Raw genomic sequence first — 18195 nt, 5'->3', positions numbered from 1 at the left:
TACGTCCAGTACTCGGGCGCCCCTCCGCCTTGCGATGCACGGCACCGGACGCCGCAGGCCTGACCGGCGCTACTTTGACGACAGGACCTAGGCCGACAATGGGCCCGTGCCAACGAACCAGCCGAACGCCCGGCCGAACGCCCAGCCCGACGCCCAGCCGGGCGCCAAGAAGAAGGCGCAGGTGACCGCCTCACCGGAGCGCCGACGGGAACTCCTCGCCACCGCCGCGGAGGTCTTCGCCGCCCAGGGCTACAACGCCACCACCGTCCGCAAGATCGCCGACGCCGCCGGGATGCTCGCCGGCAGCCTCTACTACCACTTCGATTCCAAGGAATCGATGCTCGACGAGATCCTCTCGGCCTTCCTGACCGAGCTGTGGGCGGGGTACGACACCGTCCTCGCCGCCGGCCTCGGCCCCAGGGAGACCATCGAGGCCCTCGTCACCGAGTCCTTCCGGGAGATCGACCGGCACCGCGCCGCCGTCGCGATCTACCAGAAGGAGGCCCGCACCCTCTCCGCGCAGCCCCGCTTCCACTACCTCTCCGACTCGCAGGTCAAGTTCGAGAAGGCGTGGCTCGGGACGCTGGAGCGGGGGGTCGACGCCCAGGTCTTCCGTGCCGACCTCGACATCCGCCTCACCTACCGCTTCGTCCGCGACACGGTGTGGGTCGCGGCGTCCTGGTACCGGCCGGGCGGCCGGCACAGCCCCGAGGAGATCGCCCGCCAGTACCTGTCGATGGTGCTGGACGGGATCGCCGTACGCCCCTGACCCGGAGGAGCCCGCCATGCCCGAGGCCTACATAGTCGACGCCGTACGCACCCCCGTGGGGCGGCGCGGCGGCGGCCTGTCCGCCGTGCACCCCGCCGACCTGGGCGCGCACGTCCTGAAGGCGCTGGTCGAGCGGTCCGGGGTCGACCCGGCCGCCGTGGAGGACGTCGTCTTCGGCTGCCTGGACACCGTCGGGCCGCAGGCCGGCGACATCGCCCGCACGGCATGGCTGGCGGCGGGCCTCCCGGAAGAGGTGCCCGGGGTGACGGTGGACCGGCAGTGCGGGTCCTCGCAGCAGGCCGTGCACTTCGCCGCGCAGGGCGTCCTGTCCGGGACCCAGGACCTGGTCGTCGCGGGCGGCACCCAGAACATGTCGATGATCCCCATCGCCTTCGCCTCCCGCCAGGCCGCCGAGCCGCTGGGCCTCACCGAGGGCCCCTACGCGGGATCGCGCGGCTGGCGCGCCCGGTACGGGGACGCACCGGTCAACCAGTTCCACGGGGCGCAGCTCATCGCCGAGAAGTGGGGGATCACGCGGCGGGACATGGAGGAGTTCGCCCTGCGCTCCCACCGGCGGGCGGTCCGCGCCATCGACGAGGGCCGCTTCCGGCGGGAGACCGTCGCCTACGGGGAGGTCCGGGTGGACGAGGGCCCGCGCCGGGACACCACCCTGGAGAAGATGGCCGCCCTGAAGCCGGTCGTCGAGGGCGGCACCATCACCGCGGCCGTCTCCTCCCAGGTCTCGGACGGCGCCGCCGCCCTGCTGATCGCCTCCGAACGGGCGGTCGCCGAGCACGGCCTCACGCCCCGCGCCCGCGTCCACCACCTGTCGGTCCGCGGCGAGGACCCCGTCCGCATGCTGTCGGCCCCGATCCCGGCGACCGCGTACGCCCTGAAGAAGACCGGCCTCACCCTGGACGAGATCGACCTGGTCGAGATCAACGAGGCCTTCGCGCCGGTGGTGCTGGCCTGGCTGAAGGAGACGGGCGCCGACCCGGACCGGGTCAACGTCAACGGAGGCGCCATCGCCCTGGGTCATCCACTGGGGGCGACGGGCGCGAAGCTGATGACGACGCTGCTGCACGAGCTGGAACGCACGGGCGGCCGCTACGGGCTCCAGACCATGTGCGAGGGCGGCGGGCAGGCGAACGTGACGATCATCGAGCGGCTCTGACCCCGGCTCTGACCCCGCACTGTCTCGGCCCCGATCCCGCTCTGACCCGGCCCCGAATCCGGCTCTGACCAGGCCTCGATCCGGTCGTGATCCGGCTCGGGGCGGGCCCCGCCGCGGCCGCGCCGCGGTTCGAGTGGCGCAGGTCGCAGCGGGGCGGGCCGGAGGTGTGCTAGCTTTGGAGCCGTTGCAGTTGTGGTACCCATGAACATTATGTGCGCCTGACGGGATTGCTCCGCAGGCGCTTTTATTGTTTTTCCCGGAATCTCCCGGATGGGGCCCTTGCCGCCTATTCAGGAGATCCAAATGGCTAACGGTACCGTGAAGTGGTTCAACTCGGAAAAGGGCTTCGGCTTCATCGAGCAGGACGGTGGCGGCCCGGACGTCTTCGCCCACTACTCGAACATCGCCACCCAGGGCTTCCGTGAGCTGACCGAGGGTCAGCGCGTGACGTTCGACGTCACCCAGGGCCAGAAGGGCCCCCAGGCGGAGAACATCCTCCCCGCCTAAGTTCTTCAGCATGCCGGGGTCCGCACCGCACGGTGCGGGCCCCGGCTTGTCTGCTGTCTCCACCGTTTGTTCGACCTGCCGGTTTCAGGAGGGCTTTTCCGCATGACCAGCTCCAGCTCCGCACGACCCAGCCGCCGCCCCACTCGGGGCCGAGGTGCGGCCCAGGGACGTCCGAAGGCTGGCGCGGGACGGCAGAAGTCCGCACCCGTCGCCCGGCCCCAGGAATTCACCATGCCCGAACCGCAGGCCCCGGCCCTCCCGCCGGTCGCCGCGTTCGAGGACATGGACATGCCCGAGGCGCTGCTGAAGACCCTCGCCGCCCAGGGTGTGACCGAGCCGTTCCCGATCCAGGCCGCCACCCTGCCGAACTCGCTCGCCGGCCGCGACCTGCTCGGCCGCGGCCGCACCGGCTCCGGCAAGACGCTCGCCTTCGGCCTGGCCCTGCTCGCCCGCACCGCCGGCCGCCGCGCGGAGCCCAAGGCGCCGCTCGCGATGGTCCTCGTACCGACCCGCGAGCTGGCCCAGCAGGTCACCGACGCCCTGAGCCCGTACGCCACGGCCGTCAACCTGCGCATCGCGACCGTCGTCGGCGGCATGTCGATCAACCGGCAGTCCGGCGCCCTGCGCCGCGGCGCCGAGGTGCTCGTCGCCACCCCCGGCCGCCTCAAGGACCTCATCGACCGCGGCGACGCCGACCTCTCGCAGGTCTCCGTCACCGTCCTCGACGAGGCCGACCAGATGACCGACATGGGCTTCATGCCGCAGGTCACCGCCCTGCTCAAGCAGGTCGAGCCCGGCGGCCAGACCATGCTGTTCTCGGCGACCCTCGACAAGAACATCGACAAGCTCGTCAAGATGTTCCTGACCGATCCGGTCGGCCACTCCGTCGACCCGTCGGCCGGCGCGGTCACCACCATGGAGCACCACGTCCTGTACGTCATGGACGAGACCGACAAGAAGGCCGTGGTGACCCGCATAGCGGCCCGCGACGGCCGGGTGATCATGTTCGTGGACACCAAGCGCGGGGTCGACCGCATGGTCAAGCGACTGCTCGCCGACGGCGTCCGCGCCTCCGGCCTGCACGGCGGGCGCTCCCAGCCGCAGCGCAACCGGACCCTGGACTGGTTCAAGACCGGCGAGGTCACCGCGCTGATCGCCACCAACGTCGCCGCGCGCGGCATCCACATCGACGACCTCGACCTCGTCGTCAACGTGGACCCGCCGACCGACCACAAGGACTACCTGCACCGCGGTGGCCGCACCGCCCGCGCCGGCGAGTCCGGCAGCGTCGTCACCCTGGTCCTGCCCGAGCAGAAGCGGGACATGACCCGCCTGATGTCGGACGCCGGGATCAGCCCGCGCACCGCGCAGGTCAAGTCCTCCGACGCGGAACTGTCCCGCCTCACCGGCGCCCGCGAGCCCTCCGGCATCCCCGTCGTACTGGAGGTGCCGCAGCCCCCGCAGCCCAAGCGCACCGGCTCGGGCTCCGGATCCGGTTCCTCGCGCCGCCGCTCCGGCGGTCCCCGCGGCGGCTCCGCCACCGGCTCCGCCCCCGCGGCCGGCGGTCGCGGCCGGCGATCCGGCGGCGCCGCCTCCGGGCAGGCCACCGCCTCCGGCTCGGGCCAGGCCCGCCGCGGCCAGGGCGGCGGCCAGGGCACCGGCGGTGCCCCCGCCCAGGGACGCCGCTCCGGCGGCTCGGTCTCCGGCGGCGCAGCCGCGGCCTCCGCGCGCAGCCGCGTCGGCACCGGCGGCCAGGGCCGCCGCCGGGCGGTCTGACCCCCGGCACGACGGCAAGGACGCCGGGCGGCACGCAGCACGTGCCGCCCGGCGTCGGCACGTCCGGCCCCGGACGGCTGCCGGAGGGTTGCCGGGCGGCTACCGGACCAGTTTGTCCTGGAGCTTCACCAGCGTCCGCAAGTCCAGGCCCAGCCCCTCCGTCAGGTAGCCGTAGAAGCTCCCGTAGTCGGCCTCCAGCTGTCCCGTCGCCGCGTCCAGGTAGTCCTGGCGGACCTCCTGGAGCGGGATCAGCAGGTCCGGGTTCTGCATCCGCCCCGACTGCTTGAGCACCGCGCGCAGCTGGGCGTCGTACGCCGCCCGGAAGGTGTTCGAGGCCAGGTAGTCGCGCTCGGCCGTCTCCTGCGGCACGGCCAGCGCGCGCAGCAGGACGTAACTCAGCCAGCCCGTCCGGTCCTTGCCGGAGGTGCAGTGGTACAGCAGCGGGCCCTGGCTCCCGTCCGCGATCTCCCGCAGCGTCGTCGCCAGCTGCGTCCGGTTCTCGGGACTGGTCACGAAGGTGCGGTAGATGTCCCGCATGTACGCCTCGGCGCGCCCGCCGCCGAGCATCTGCTCCTGCTTGACGGGGTCACCCGCGGTGATCGCACCGACCAGGGTGCCGTACAGCCCCAGGTCGCTGATCGGACGGGAGGTGACGGAGAGCCCGGACGGCAGCCGGTCGGCGCCGTCGTACTGGAGCTCCAGCGGGATGCGGAAGTCGACGACCTTCGTGAGGCCGAGACCCGCGACGGCGGTGACGTCGGCCGCCGTCAGCCTGCTCAGCGCGTCGGAGCGGTACACCAGCCCCTGGCGGACCTGACCGCCGGTGTAGGTGCGGTAGCCGCCGACGTCCCGGACGTTGACGGCGCCCTGGAGGGGGATCTGACGGATCGTTTCCGCCAGCGGGTCCCGGTGCTGCGCCGGACGGTGGTGCGGGTGCCCGGCGGAGGCGGCGCCGTCCGCCGGCGCCGCGTACGCGGAGGCGGGCAGGGCCCCGAGGGCGAGGGCGGCGACGACCGCCGCGGTGGCCAGGCGGGTTCGGGCACGGCTCATCGTGCGACTCCCGTAACGGAGAAGGGGATCACCCTGGTGGTGGCAGGGTGCGGAGCGAGTGCAGTGCTTCGAGTACCTGCTGTGCTTCGGCCATGACGCCGGAGACGAGTTCCGCACAGGACGGCAGATCCTCGATCACCCCCGCGACCTGGCCCGATGCCATGACACCGAGGTCCGTACGGCCCTCGACCATGGACGCCTTCAGGAGCATCGGAGTGTTCGCCGCCAGCAGGACCTGGCTCCAGGACAGGTCCTTGCCGTGCTTCATCGCCAGGCCGTCGCGCACCAGTCGCGTCCAGCTCAGGCCCGACAGCCTCCGGAAACCCGCCGCGTGCCGGACCGCCCTGGCCAGCGCCCCGGCACGGCCGGACCGCTCCAGGGACGCCACCAGCTCGGTGCGCAGCATCCGGTGCGGCAGCCCGTCCACGGCCGTGGTGACGGTGACGTCCTTGACCGTGGCCTTCAGGTACTCGGCCTTCACGGCGTCCGGGACGGTGGAATCGGAGGTCAGCAGGAAACGCGTACCCATCGCGATGCCCGCCGCCCCGTAGGCCAGGGCCGCCACCAGCCCACGGCCGTCACGGAAGCCGCCCGCCGCCACCACCGGGATGTCCACCGCGTCGACCACCTGCGGCAGCAGCACCGTCGTGGCCACGTCCCCCGTGTGCCCGCCGCCCTCCCCGCCCTGCACGATCACCGCGTCCGCACCCCAGGCCGCGACCTTCTCGGCGTGCCGGCGCGCCCCGACCGAGGGGATCACCACCACCCCGGCATCTTTCAGCCGCGCGATCAGCTCCCGGGAAGGGGCGAGCGCGAACGAGGCCACCCGCACCCCCTCGTCGATGACCAGCCGCACCCGCTCGGCCGCGTCCCCGGCGTCCGCCCGCAGGTTCACCCCGAACGGCGCGTCCGTACGCGACCGGACCTCCCGCACGGCCGCCCGCAGCCGCGGGACCGTCATCGTCGCCGAGGCCAGGATGCCGAGTGCCCCCGCGTTCGCCGCCGCCGACACCAGCCGCGGCCCGGCCACCCAGCCCATGCCCGTCTGCACGATCGGGTACCGGACCCCGACCAGCCGGGTCAACGCCGTCTCCACCGTCCCCGTCACCGCCCTTCCGCCACTCCCCGTCCCCGTCCCCGACGCCTCAGACCCGGACCTCCCGGTCGCGCAGGCCCCGGGGGTCGATCACCTCGCGGATCAGCCGCAGTTCTCCGGCGCTCGGCTCCCGCGTGTACGGGACCCCGTCCGCGACCGCCAGCTCGAACCCGGTCGCCGCGCGGACCTGCCCGACCGTGACGCCCGGGTGCAGCGACACCAGCCGCATCGAGCGGCCCGGGCCGGCGAAGTCGAACACCCCGAGGTCGCTGACCACCCGGGGCAGCCGGTGGAAGCGGGTCACCCCGGCCGCCTCCGCACGGTCGTGGCCCACCCCGCACACCATGTCGACGCGCTCGACGAACACCCGGGGGGAGTGCCTCGGGATCCAGTAGCTCACCGGGTTGTTCAGGGTGTTCACGGGCGCGCCGCGCACCCCGAGGAGCTGGCGGGAGGGCCGCTCCCAGTCGCCGATGCAGGAGATGTTCTGGTTGCCGTACCGGTCGATCTGGCTGGCGCCCATCATCACGTGCCGCCGTCCGCCGGTGACCATCGTCAGGTGGCGGCGGTACGGCAGCCAGCCCTCGGCCGTACCGTCCAGGCCGACCAGCATGGCCTCGCCGTCGGTGAGCAGCAGGTCGGGGGCGAAGGTGCGCTTGGCGAGCCGGGCGCCGAAGGAGGGGATCAGCCCCATCGGGCTGGCCAGCACCTCGCCGTCGTCCCGCCAGGCCTCGGCGCAGGCGATGACGCAGTACTCCGGTCGGGTGGCGGTCGCGGCGGTCACTGCTGCTCCTCGTGCCAGGTCCGGACGGCGGTCCGGTAGTCGTGCTCGCTCGCGCCGGCCAGGAAGCGGGCGGCGAACTCGGGCCAGGGGGTGGACGCGTACAGCTTCTGGAAGGCCTCGTCGCGGTCGTAGTCCGGCACGCAGGAGGTGAAGTGCGCGCCGTTCGGGGCCTCGACGACCCCGGTGACGGAGTGCCGGCTGACGAGGAGGGACTGCGGCGGCCCCGCCTTGGCCAGCTCCGCGCCCTCGACGAGCTGCTCGCAGGAGACGTACGCGGTGTCGGCGGCCTCGCAGAAGAGGTCGTCGAAGTAGGGGTCCGGGCCCAGGTACTGGGCGTTGCCGAGCCGGTCGGCGCGGTTGAGGTGGACCAGGGCCGCGTCCATGCGCAGGGCGGGGACGGCGACGAACTCCTCGCCGTCGGCGTACGGGGAGGTGACGGTCCGCAGTTCGGGGTTGACCCGCATCACGTCGGAGCCGAGGCCGGCCCGCACGGGCATGAACGGGAGCCGGTTCGCGGCGGCGTGCAGCCCCCACATGAACATGGCCTCGTCGTACTCGGTGAGGGCGAGGGTCCCGTGCTCGCGGGCGGCCCGGAAGTTCGGCTCCAGGGCGATGGAGTCGAGGGTGGCGAAGGGGGCCACCAGTCTGCGGATCCGGCCGGCGGCGGCCAGCAGCCCGACATCGGGGCCCCCGTACGAGACCACGGTGAGATCGGTGACCTCCGAGCGGAGCAGTGCCCGCACCAGGGCCATCGGCTTGCGCCGGGAGCCCCAGCCGCCGATGCCGAGGGTCATCCCGCTGCGCAGCTGCCCGACGACCTCTTCGAGGGTCATGCTCTTGTCCGTCATGCGGTGTCTCCCCATTCCTTCCCGGGGGCGGAGCCCTTCCCGAACGTGTCGCGGACCCGGTCGGCGACCCCGCTGAGGTTGGCCTCGAAGGTGAAGCCCTGCTCGAAGCGGTAGCTGCGGCGCACGTCCACCGGGTCGATGCCGTTGATGGCGGCCTTGGCCAGGCGGATCAGGTAGCCGTCCTTCTTCGCGATCTCGGCCGCCAGCTCCAGGGCGGCGTCCCGCAGCCGCTCGGGCGGCACCACCTTCCAGACGGAGCCGTGCGCGTGCAGTTCGGCGGCGGTGACGGTGCGCGAGGTGTAGTACAGGGCCCGCATCAGGTGCTGCGGGACGAGCCGGGCCAGGTGGGTGGCGGCCCCGAGGGCGCCCCGGTCGAGCTCGGGCAGGCCGAAGACGGCGTCCTGGGCCGCCACGATCGCGTCGGCGTTGCCGACGAGGCCGATGCCGCCGCCCAGACAGAAGCCGTTCACGGCGGCGACCACCGGCACCTCGCACTCGTACACGGCGGCGAAGGCCTCGTAGCAGCCGCGGTTGGCGCCGACGAGGGCGCCGTGCCCCGTGTCGCGCTGCATCTCCTTGATGTCGACCCCGGCGTTGAAGCCCCTGCCCTCGGCAGCCAGGACCACGCAGCGCACCGCGGGGTCGCGGCCCGCCGCGCGCAGGGCGTCGGCGAGGTCGTACCAGCCCTGGACCGGGAGCGCGTTGACGGGCGGGAAGTCGGCCGTGACGAGTGCGATGCCCTTGGCGGGGCCGGAGGTGGAGACACCCATGAGCGGATCAGCTACCTTTCCACCAAACATTTGTTAGGCGAGGAAGGTAGCAGCCGATGGAGCTCAAGGGGAGGGTCGTGGTCGTCACCGGCGGAACCCGGGGCGTGGGCGCCGGGATCGCGCGCTCGTTCCTCACGGCCGGGGCGGAGGTCGTCGTCTGCGCCCGGCGGGAGCCGCGGGAACCGGTCGTGGCGGACGGGCGGCAGGCCGCCTTCACCGCCGTGGACCTGCGCGACGGGGCCGCCGTACGGGAGTTCTTCGACGCGGTCGCCGGCCGGTACGGGCGGCTCGACTGCCTGGTGAACAACGCGGGCGGCACCCCGTACCGGCTGCTGGACGAGGGCGGGGGCGGGGGCGAGGGCGGGGCCGAGCGGCACGCGCGGGTCGTCGAGCTCAATCTGGTGGCCCCGATGACGGCCTCGCTCGCCGCCTACCCGTGGCTGCGCGAGAGCCGGGGCTCGGTCGTCATGATCGGCAGCGTCAGCGGGACCCGCCCCTCGCCCGGTACGGCCGCCTACGGCGCGGCCAAGGCGGGCCTGGAGAGCCTGGCCCGCTCGATGGCGGTGGAATGGGCGCCCCGGGTACGGGTCAACTCGCTGGTCCTGGGCATGGTGCGGACCGAGCTGGCGCACCTGCACTACGGGGACGAGGCGGGCATCGCGGCGGTCGGCGCCACCGTGCCGCTGGGCCGGCTGGCCGAACCCTCCGACGTGGGGGAGGCGGCGGTGTTCCTGGCCTCGGACCGGGCGGCGTACGTGAGCGGCGCGAGCCTGCTGGTGCACGGGGGCGGGGAGCGCCCGGCGTTCCTGGACGCGGCGACGGTCAACAAGGCGACGGTCGGGGAGGCGAGCTGAGATGGGCATCGCGCAGGGACGCGTGGTGATCGTGACGGGCGCGGGACGGGGACTGGGCCGGGCCCACGCCCTGGCCTTCGCGGCGGAGGGCGCACGGGTGGTCGTCAACGACCTCGGCGTGGACGTCGACGGGCGGCCCGGGCCCGACAGCCCGGCGACGCTGGTCGCGGAGGAGATCCGGGCGCTGGGCGGGCAGGCGGTGGCGCACGGCGGGGACATCGCGTCGGAGGGGGGCGCGGCCTCGCTGGTGGACTGCGCCGTCTCCTCCTTCGGCGGGCTGGACACCCTGGTCAACAACGCCGGGTTCCTGCGGGACCGGATGCTCGTCAACCTGGGGGGAGGCCGACTGGGACGCGGTGATGCGGGTGCACCTGAAGGGACACTTCCTGCCGCTGCGGTCGGCGGCCGCGTGGTGGCGGGCCGAGGCGAAGGCCGGGCGGCAGCGGGCCGCCCGGGTGGTCAACACCTCCTCGGGCGCGGGGCTGCTGGGCTCCGTCGGCCAGGGCAACTACAGCGCGGCCAAGGCGGGCGTCCTCGGCCTGACCCTGGTGGCGGCGGCCGAGATGGCCCGGTACGGGGTCCAGGTCAACGCCATCGCCCCGGCGGCGCGGACCCGGATGACCGAGGAGACCTTCGCCGAGTCGATGGCGGCGCCGGGGGAAGGCGCCTTCGACGCGATGGCCCCGGAGAACGTGTCCCCGCTGGTGGTGTGGCTCGGCTCGGACGCCTCCGCGGGGGTCACGGGGCGGGTGTTCGAGGCGGAGGGCGGCCGGATCACGGTGATGGAGGGCTGGCGCCCGGGCCCCACCACCGACCGCGGCGCCCGCTGGACCCCGTCGGAAGCGGGCGAGGCGGCGGCGAAACTCCTGGCGGCATCGCAGCCACCGCTCCCGGTGTACGGAGCCCGGTAGGCCGGGTGGCGCTGGCCCCGGGGGTGCATGGTGGAGGGCCTGTGGGGGCGGTGCCGGGTGTCGCGCCGACCGGCCCGCGCCGGGGCCGGGCGTCGACCCTCCCGGTGAGGGAACGCACGCGGCGCGGCCTGAGCCGGGGGAGGGCCTCCGACGACGGGTCTCGGGCTTCCGGTGTCCGGGGGCAGCGCCCGGCGGCGGCTGCGGAGGGCTCCTGGCCGCGGGGCCCGGGCTCCCGGCGCCGAGTGGACCCGCCGCGACCCGGGCGTCGACGCTCCCGGCCCCGGGGGTCCCGCGATTCCCCGGGGCCGCCGGGGCCGCCGGGCCCCAGGGGCAGCGTGGCCCTGCGCGGGCCGGCGGTTCGAGGGGCCGGCCCCTGCGGGATCTGGTCCCGCCCGTCCGGACGTCAGCCTCGGCGGTTGCCGGGGCCGGCCCCGCGAGGGTCCATCCGTGCGGCCTCCGGCTGCCTTGCCGGGCGTGGTCCGGCTCGCCGTCCGCCTGCGCCCGTCGCGAGGTTCGGCTGGGCGGGGGTCTGGCCGTATCAGGCCCCGGTCAGCCGGCTTCGGTCAGCCGGCTCCGGATGGTCCGGCCCGTGCGGTCCAGCCCTGCGCGGGTTCGGACCTGTCCGGGGGCTTCCGCGTGGGCCGGTCCCGTCCGGCCCCCGGCGCGGCCTGACGGGGCGTTGTGGTGTGGTCCGGCCGTGCGGGGGCCTGCCGCGCCCCCTCCCTTCGCTCGTTCCCCGAGCTGCGAACGGCCCTCCCGTACGGCGACTTTGAGGCGCGGGCGCGGGTGACCGTACGGGTTCGGGGGTTCGGGATTGAGCCCCGGGTCCGGGGAGCCGGAACGCGCGCGGCGGCGGCCGGTGCCAGGGGCGCCCCGCGCGGTGGGCCGGTCGGGGCCCGGGTGGGTGGTGTACCGAAAGGGCCATCATGCGGGGCCGTGGCGGAGCGGCCCGTTCGCAGGCGCGCTGATGGGCGGGCCCGGACACGGGCCGGGCCGGGCCCGTTCCGGCCAGGAAAGGGGCGCGGTGCGGGCGACGGCGGCCTTGGCCGTATCCCGTCCTCCCCGCCCGGTGCCGGCGTGATGGCATGTGCACGCCGAATCCGGCAGACGTTCCCGTCCCCCTGAAAGGGAGAACCGAACATGCCGCTCCGCAGAATGGCCGTCGGTGCCGCCGTCGCGGTGGTGTCGGCCGTGGCCCTGCCCGCCCAGGCCCATGCCGGCCCGTCCTACGTCCCGCCGCCCGGCCGCGTCACCGTCGACGTCGTCGGCGTCAACGGCTCGGGCTGCCCCCAGGGCACCGCCAACGTCGCCGCAGCCTCCGACAACACGGCCTTCACCGTCACGTACAGCAACTACCTCGCGCAGACCGGAGGCGGCTCCGGCGGCACCGAGTTCCGCAAGAACTGCCAGCTGGCCCTGCGGATCCACGTCCCCCAGGGGTACACGTACGCCATCGCCCGCGCCGACTACCGCGGCTTCGCCCACCTCCAGCGCGGGGCCTACGGGCAGGAGCGCGCCAACTACTACTTCCAGGGCGAGCCCCAGACGGCCCGCACCACCCACCAGTTCAACGGCCCCCTCACCGACAACTGGCAGGCCGGCGACCGGACCGAGTACGCCGACCTGGTCTGGGCCCCCTGCGGCGAGGAACGCAATCTCAACGTCAACACCGAACTCCGGGTCTACGCGGGCACGTCGAGCCCGCAGGCGCTGAGCTTCATGAGCATGGACTCGACGGACGGCAGCGTCAGCACCGTCTACCACTTCGAGTGGAAGGAATGCCCCGCCAGCTGACGCCAGCGCCAGAGACCGATCCGGAGGTCAGGAGTGACAACGATGTCTCAGCCCCTGTCCCGCACCCGCACCCGCACCCGTTCCCGGACCCGCACCCGCGTCCTGCTCACCGGCGCCGCGGCCGCCGCCCTGGTCACCGCGTCCACTCCCGCCGTGGCCGGGGGCCCGATCACCGCCCCGCCCGACAAGATCGTGATCGAACTCGCCACCGTCAACGGCTCCGGCTGCCGCGAAGGCACCGCCCAGGTCGCCGTCGCCCCCGACAACACGGCCTTCACCGTCACCTACAGCGACTACATGGCGCAGGTCGGGCCGGGCGCCCCGCCGACCGCCTTCCGCAAGAACTGCCAGCTCAATCTCCGCGTCCACGTCCCGTCCGGCTTCACCTACGCCATCGTGCAGGCCGACTACCGCGGATTCGCGTTCCTCCAGCCCGGCGCCTGGGGCCAGGAGAGGGCGAGCTACTACTTCCAGGGCATGCCGCAGACGTCCCAGCGGACCCACCAGTTCACCGGCCCCCTCAACGACAACTGGCAGACGAGCGACAAGACCGAATACGCCGACCTCGTCTGGGCCCCGTGCGGTGAAAAGCGGAACTTCAACATCAACACCGAACTGCGCGTGAACGCCGGCACCTCCAACCCGCAGACCTCCACGAGCTTCATGGCCATGGACTCCACCGACGCCAGTGTCAACACCCTCTACCACCTCGCCTGGCAGGTCTGCCCCGGCGGCGGCCCGAAGGGCTAGGACTTGTCGGCAAGCGCGAAAAGGCCGCGGGCCCGGCCCCCTGGCGAGGGGTCGGGCCCGCGGTCTCACTCGTGCGTTGCCATATGACTACCCGCTACGCCGGCGCGTTGAACCGCGGCCGGCCCACCATGTTGTCCGCCGACCGCGGCGCCAACCGGTGCGGCCGGTCGGGCCGCCCAGGTCAGGACAGCTTGCCGCCGTAGTCCGGCAGCTTGACGGTGCGTTCGGCGTGGCCGCCGACGAGGTCGCTCTCGTTGTTCCCGATGTTGGCGATGATCGTGTAGCCGCGCGCCTCGATCTCGGCGCGCTTGGCCGTCTTGTACGCGCTGACCTGCTCGAACAGCGCCGGCAGGTCCCGTACGTACAGCCCGTCGACCGGGTAGCCGACGGCCTTCAGGTTGTGCTCGGTCAGGGAGTACACGATCCCGGGGCGGGCGGTGACGAAGAAGATCGCCACGCCCCGGTCGTCCGCGTACCGGGTCAGCGCGCGCACCTTCTCGATGGCGGGCGTGGGGAAGGTCCAGAACCAGTGGAAGTCCGTCTCCAGCGAGGAGTTGTCGATGTCGAGGACGATCGCGGGCTTCTCGCCGGCCGGGGAGGCGGCGATGCGCTGCTCGATGGCGGGGCGCGCGGCGTCGATGACGGCGGCCACGTCGCGCTGCCAGGTGGCGTAGTCGATGCCGAGGATCGCCGCGTTGCCGCCGGGTGCGGAGGCGGTGACCGCGGCCGGGGCGGCAGCGGGGGCCGCCTCGGCGGCGGTGGCCGGCAGCAGCGTCATCACGGCGGAGGCTACGGCCACGCCGGCGGCGGCGGTACGGGACATGGGGATGCGGCGGGTGCTGCGCATGGGGGGCGCTCCTCGGTCACGGCTTGACATGTACTGACCAGGGTTGGCCAGAACCGGACCCCTGTCTACTGGCCGGTAGGAAACTTTTCGTGGCCGCCCGATGAATGGTGTTCCGTCCCCCCGGGCGGCGGGCCGGAACTTGTCCGAAAAGGCGGTCTTGATGGCGCCGTCCCGCCGGTTGTGTCATGGACGCGTCATTCACCCGATGGCACGCACAGCCCAACCCCCCACGAAAGGCAGTGTGTTGACCGTGACCACCCTTGGCCGGATCGTCAAGCGCGCCCTCGCCGTCGGCGCCGTCACCCTCGCCGCCGTCAGCCTCCAGCCCGCCGGCGCCAACGCCTCACCCACCCCCGTCGTCGGCGGAACCCGCGCCGCCCAGGGGGAGTTCCCCTTCATGGTGCGCCTCTCCATGGGCTGCGGCGGGTCCCTCTACACCCAGCAGATCGTCCTCACCGCCGCCCACTGCGTCAGCGGCTCCGGCAACAACACCTCCATCACCGCCACCGCCGGCGTCGTCGACCTCAACAGCTCCAGCGCGATCAAGGTCAGGTCCACCAAGGTGCTCCAGGCCCCCGGCTACAACGGCAAGGGCAAGGACTGGGCCCTGATCAAGCTCGCCCAGCCCATCAACCTGGCCACCCTCAAGATCGCCGACACCAAGGCCTACGACAGCGGCACCTTCACCGTCGCCGGCTGGGGTGCCGCACGCGAAGGCGGCAGCCAGCAGCGCTACCTCCTGAAGGCCCAGGTCCCCTTCGTCTCCGACGCGTCCTGCCAGAGCGCCTACGGCAACGACCTCGTGCCCAGCGAAGAGATCTGCGCCGGCTACTCCCAGGGCGGCGTCGACACCTGCCAGGGCGACTCCGGCGGCCCCATGTTCCGCCGCGACAGCAGCAACGCCTGGATCCAGGTCGGCATCGTCAGCTGGGGCGAGGGCTGCGCCCGGGCCGGCTACCCCGGCGTGTACACCGAGGTGTCCACCTTCGCCGCCGACATCAAGGCCGCGGCGGCCACCCTGTAGTCCCGGCCCCTCCACTCGTCCTTCCGGCCGGACGGAACCGGCCGGAAGGACGAGCGCGACACCCGGACACCACCACGTGACCGGCCCCGCCACGGGTACCGTCACCGGCCCCGGAGCTCCGGCCGATACCGCCGGCCCCGCCCCGATGGCGGGCCGCCCGCCCCCGCCCGGCCGCCGCCGTGGGCCCCCGGCCGCACCCCGCGTCTCACGGACCGACTGGCAGAGGTGACGGCGACGCCCGCCACGTATTCTCGGGAACCATGAACAACAGCGACATCGACGAGATCGACGAGAACGTCACCGCCGAACTGTCCCGCCTGCGCGACAGCATCGACAACATCGACGCGGCCGTGGTCCACATGCTCGCCGAGCGCTTCAAGTGCACCCAGCAGGTCGGCCACCTCAAGGCCAAGCACCAGCTGCCCCCGGCCGACCCGGGCCGCGAGGCCAGCCAGATCGCCCGCCTGCGCCAGCTCGCCGAGAGCGCCAAACTCGACCCGGCCTTCGCCGAGAAACTCCTCAACTTCATCATCGCCGAGGTCATCCGCCACCACGAGACCATCGCCGCGGGCGAGGAGTAGCACCCACCGGGGCCGGCAGCCGGGCCGACCCCCGGCCCGGCCGCCCCCGGCCCCGGCGGACGCCCGGCCGCCCCCCGGCCCCGCCTGCCCTGGGAGCCGCCGCGGCCATCCGGCAGCATGGCCCCATGACCGCACTGACGCGCAACGAAGCGCAGCTCCGAGCCCAGCTCCTCGACGTCCACCACTACGTCGTCGGCCTCGACCTCACCACCGGCGACGAGACCTTCGAATCCGCCACCGTCATCCGGTTCACCGCCCGCACCGCCGCGGACACCTTCATCGAGCTCAAGCCGGACGCACTGCACTCCGCCACCCTCGACGGAACCCCCCTCGACCCCGCCACCCTCACCGGCAACCGCCTCCCCCTCACCGGCCTGACCCCCGGCCCCCACGAGCTGCGCATCGACGCCCGCATGCGCTACTCCCGCACCGGCGAGGGACTCCACCGCTTCACCGACCCCGCCGACGGGGAGACGTACGTCTACTCCCAGATGTTCCTGGACGACGTCCAGCGGGTCTTCCCCGCCTTCGACCAGCCCGACCTGAAGGCCGTCTTCGAGTTCACCGTCGCCGCCCCCACCCACTGGACCGTCCTCACCAACAGCGTCACCACCCGCGTCACCGACCGCCCCGCCACCGGCGACACCGCCGCAGCCGGTCTCTGGCAGTCCGTCACCACCCCCCTCATCCCCACCTACCTCGCCGCCGTCGCCGCGGGCCCCTGGCACAGCGTCACCACCACCCACGCCGGACTGCCCTTCGGCATCCACTGCCGCCAGTCCCTCGCCCCCCACCTCGACGCCGACGCCGACGAGATCCTCTCCGTCACCACCGCCTGCTTCGACCGCTACCACGAGAAGTTCGCCGAGCCCTACCCCTTCGACTCCTACGACCAGGCCTTCGTCCCCGAATTCAACGCCGGCGCCATGGAGAACCCCGGGCTCGTCACCTTCCGCGACGAATTCGTCTTCCGCTCCGCCGTCACCGACACCGAACGCCAGCGCCGCGCCATGGTCATCGCCCACGAAATGGCCCACATGTGGTTCGGCGACCTCGTCACCCTCGCCTGGTTCGACGACATCTGGCTCAACGAATCCTTCGCCGAATACATGGGCTACCAGACCCTCACCGAAGCCACCCGCTTCACCGGCACCTGGACCGAATTCGGCATGGAACGCAAGCCCTGGGGCTACGCCGCCGACCAACGCCCCTCCACCCACCCCGTCGCCCCCGGCCCCGACGACGTCCCCGACACCGCCTCCGCCCTCCTCAACTTCGACGGCATCTCCTACGCCAAGGGCGCCTCCGCCCTGCGCCAGCTCGTCGCCTGGCTCGGCGAAAAGGACTTCCTCGCCGGCATCAACACCCACTTCACCCGCCACAAATTCGCCAACGCCTCCCTCGCCGACTTCGTGGACTCCCTCGCCGCCCACACCGACCGCGACGTCCACACCTGGGCCGACACCTGGCTGCGCACCACCGGCATCGACACCCTCACCCCCCGCATCGAGGAGAGCACCGGCGGCTGGACCCTCACCGTCGACCGCCACGGCAGCCGCCCCCACCGCATCACCGCCGGCACCTACGACCACACCGCCGACGGCACCCTCGAACGCACCGAACTCCTCGACCTCGACGTCCCCACCGACGAGATCCTCTCCGCCGCCGGCCCCCGCCCCGCCCTCCTCGTCCTCAACGACGGCGACCTCGGCTACGCCAAGATCCGCCTCGACGACACCTCCCTCGAAACCGCCCTGCGCAACCTCTCCCGCATCCCCGACCCCCTCACCCGCGCCGTCGTCTGGGGCTCCCTGCGCGACATGGTCCGCGACGGCGAACTCGAACCCGCCGCCTACCTCGCCACCGCCGAAGCCCACCTCCCCGACGAAACCGACCTCGCCGTCGTCCAGGGCGTCCTCGCCTTCGCCCGCCACCACATCGCCGACGCCTACACCACCCCCGACCAGCGCACCGCCGCCCTCACCACCCTCACCGGCATCGCCCACGCCCTCCTGCGCCGCACCGAGGACGGCACCGACCCCGGCCTGCGCCTCGCCGCCGTACGCGCCCTCATCGACAGCGCCACCCAGCCCGGCACCCTCACCGCCTGGCTCACCGACGGCACCGTCACCGGCGGCCCCGAACTCGACCCCGAACTGCGCTGGCGCATCCTCGCCCGCCTCTGCGTACTCGGCGCCGCCGACGCCACCGCCATCGACGCCGCCCTCGCCGCCGACCCCAGCGCCACCGGCCGGCAGGGCGCCGCCCGCTGCCACGCCTCCCTGCCCACCCCCGAAGCCAAGGCCGCCGCCTGGCAGCGCCTCTTCCACGACGACACCCTGTCCAACTACCTCTTCACCGCCACCGCCCACGGCTTCTGGCAACCCGAACAGGCCGACCTCGTACGCGACTACGTACCCCGCTACTACCCCGACGCCGTCGCCCTCGCCGCCCGCCGCGGCCCCGCCATCGCGGAAGCCGCCGGCCGCTGGGCCTTCCCCGCCCACGCCGTCGACCGGGCCAACCTCCGGGCCGGCCACACCTGCCTCCAGGACCCCGAGATCATCCCGATGCTGCGCCGCGCCCTCACCGACCAGCTCGACGACCTCGCCCGCGCCCTGCGGGTCCGCGGCGCCTGACCCCGCCCCGGCCCCTCCCGT

16 protein-coding genes and 1 pseudogene are annotated in these 18195 nt (G+C 73.3%); 11 read left to right on the top strand and 6 right to left on the bottom strand.

Features of this window, described 5'->3' with window-relative positions; translation table 11 throughout:
- The first annotated feature begins 106 nt into the window (after positions 1 to 106).
- The 4 genes from ACZ51S_RS26615 (at position 107) to ACZ51S_RS26600 (ending at position 4226) form a co-directional block, all read left to right on the top strand.
- The gene (locus ACZ51S_RS26615) at positions 107 to 769 is read left to right on the top strand and encodes a TetR family transcriptional regulator (RefSeq protein ID WP_468477723.1); all 663 of its coding nucleotides are present in this window, start codon (positions 107 to 109) and stop codon (positions 767 to 769) included.
- A 16-nt stretch (positions 770 to 785) separates the two neighbouring features.
- Positions 786 to 1943 carry an acetyl-CoA C-acetyltransferase gene (locus ACZ51S_RS26610; protein ID WP_468477722.1) on the top strand — a complete coding sequence of 386 codons (1158 nt, stop codon included), beginning with the start codon at positions 786 to 788 and terminating at the stop codon, positions 1941 to 1943.
- Between the two features lie 303 nt (positions 1944 to 2246).
- A complete protein-coding gene (locus ACZ51S_RS26605) occupies positions 2247 to 2450 on the top strand; it encodes a cold-shock protein (RefSeq protein WP_007263537.1) in 204 nt (67 codons plus the stop codon).
- 102 nt (positions 2451 to 2552) lie between these two features.
- The gene (locus ACZ51S_RS26600; RefSeq protein ID WP_468477721.1) at positions 2553 to 4226 is read left to right on the top strand and encodes a DEAD/DEAH box helicase; all 1674 of its coding nucleotides are present in this window, start codon (positions 2553 to 2555) and stop codon (positions 4224 to 4226) included.
- A 99-nt stretch (positions 4227 to 4325) separates the two neighbouring features.
- Here the strand turns inward: ACZ51S_RS26600 and ACZ51S_RS26595 are convergent, their stop codons facing one another.
- From ACZ51S_RS26595 to ACZ51S_RS26575, 5 genes are read right to left on the bottom strand one after another with little or no spacing between them, the layout of a single operon-like run.
- The gene (locus tag ACZ51S_RS26595) at positions 4326 to 5276 is read right to left on the bottom strand and encodes a tyrosine-protein phosphatase (protein ID WP_468477720.1); all 951 of its coding nucleotides are present in this window, start codon (positions 5274 to 5276) and stop codon (positions 4326 to 4328) included.
- A 28-nt stretch (positions 5277 to 5304) separates the two neighbouring features.
- Positions 5305 to 6372: an NAD(P)H-dependent flavin oxidoreductase gene (locus tag ACZ51S_RS26590; protein WP_388936183.1), complete on the bottom strand. Its 1068-nt coding sequence runs from the start codon at positions 6370 to 6372 to the stop codon at positions 5305 to 5307.
- Positions 6373 to 6421: 49 nt separating this feature from the next.
- Positions 6422 to 7156, bottom strand: coding sequence for a CoA-transferase subunit beta (locus ACZ51S_RS26585; protein WP_468803134.1), 735 nt, complete (start codon positions 7154 to 7156; stop codon positions 6422 to 6424).
- A complete protein-coding gene (locus ACZ51S_RS26580; RefSeq protein ID WP_468477718.1) occupies positions 7153 to 8004 on the bottom strand; it encodes a CoA transferase subunit A in 852 nt (283 codons plus the stop codon). The genes ACZ51S_RS26585 and ACZ51S_RS26580 overlap by 4 nt, the downstream gene beginning before the upstream one ends.
- Positions 8001 to 8774: an enoyl-CoA hydratase family protein gene (locus ACZ51S_RS26575; RefSeq protein ID WP_468477717.1), complete on the bottom strand. Its 774-nt coding sequence runs from the start codon at positions 8772 to 8774 to the stop codon at positions 8001 to 8003. Before ACZ51S_RS26575 ends, ACZ51S_RS26580 begins: the two co-directional genes overlap by 4 nt.
- A gap of 56 nt (positions 8775 to 8830) precedes the next feature.
- Between ACZ51S_RS26575 and ACZ51S_RS26570 the strand changes: the two genes are divergently transcribed.
- The 4 genes and pseudogenes from ACZ51S_RS26570 to ACZ51S_RS26555 all read left to right on the top strand — a co-directional run bounded on the left by ACZ51S_RS26570 (position 8831) and on the right by ACZ51S_RS26555 (position 13083).
- Complete coding sequence (locus ACZ51S_RS26570) at positions 8831 to 9628, top strand: SDR family oxidoreductase (RefSeq protein WP_468477716.1); 798 nt, start codon at positions 8831 to 8833, stop codon at positions 9626 to 9628.
- Between the two features lies 1 nt (position 9629).
- Positions 9630 to 10539 (top strand): annotated as a pseudogene (locus ACZ51S_RS26565) (SDR family oxidoreductase).
- A gap of 1140 nt (positions 10540 to 11679) precedes the next feature.
- Entirely contained in the window at positions 11680 to 12333 is a 654-nt protein-coding gene (locus tag ACZ51S_RS26560) for a DUF4360 domain-containing protein (RefSeq protein WP_468477714.1), read from the top strand.
- A 42-nt stretch (positions 12334 to 12375) separates the two neighbouring features.
- The gene (locus tag ACZ51S_RS26555; RefSeq protein ID WP_468803137.1) at positions 12376 to 13083 is read left to right on the top strand and encodes a DUF4360 domain-containing protein; all 708 of its coding nucleotides are present in this window, start codon (positions 12376 to 12378) and stop codon (positions 13081 to 13083) included.
- A gap of 181 nt (positions 13084 to 13264) precedes the next feature.
- Here the strand turns inward: ACZ51S_RS26555 and ACZ51S_RS26550 are convergent, their stop codons facing one another.
- Entirely contained in the window at positions 13265 to 13930 is a 666-nt protein-coding gene (locus ACZ51S_RS26550; protein ID WP_468477712.1) for an HAD family acid phosphatase, read from the bottom strand.
- A gap of 205 nt (positions 13931 to 14135) precedes the next feature.
- Here ACZ51S_RS26550 and ACZ51S_RS26545 point away from each other — a divergent pair, with 205 nt between their 5' ends.
- The 3 genes from ACZ51S_RS26545 (at position 14136) to pepN (ending at position 18174) form a co-directional block, all read left to right on the top strand.
- The gene (locus tag ACZ51S_RS26545) at positions 14136 to 14954 is read left to right on the top strand and encodes a serine protease (RefSeq protein WP_468477711.1); all 819 of its coding nucleotides are present in this window, start codon (positions 14136 to 14138) and stop codon (positions 14952 to 14954) included.
- Positions 14955 to 15214: 260 nt separating this feature from the next.
- A complete protein-coding gene (locus ACZ51S_RS26540) occupies positions 15215 to 15535 on the top strand; it encodes a chorismate mutase (protein WP_125817182.1) in 321 nt (106 codons plus the stop codon).
- 125 nt (positions 15536 to 15660) lie between these two features.
- The gene (pepN, locus tag ACZ51S_RS26535) at positions 15661 to 18174 is read left to right on the top strand and encodes an aminopeptidase N (protein ID WP_468803139.1); all 2514 of its coding nucleotides are present in this window, start codon (positions 15661 to 15663) and stop codon (positions 18172 to 18174) included.
- Positions 18175 to 18195: the final 21 nt, after the last annotated feature.

The sequence above is a fragment of the Streptomyces sp. NPDC034043 genome, assembly GCF_055575675.1.
Note: the sequence above shows the minus strand (reverse complement) of the source record. Positions and strands in the feature narration are given on the sequence as shown.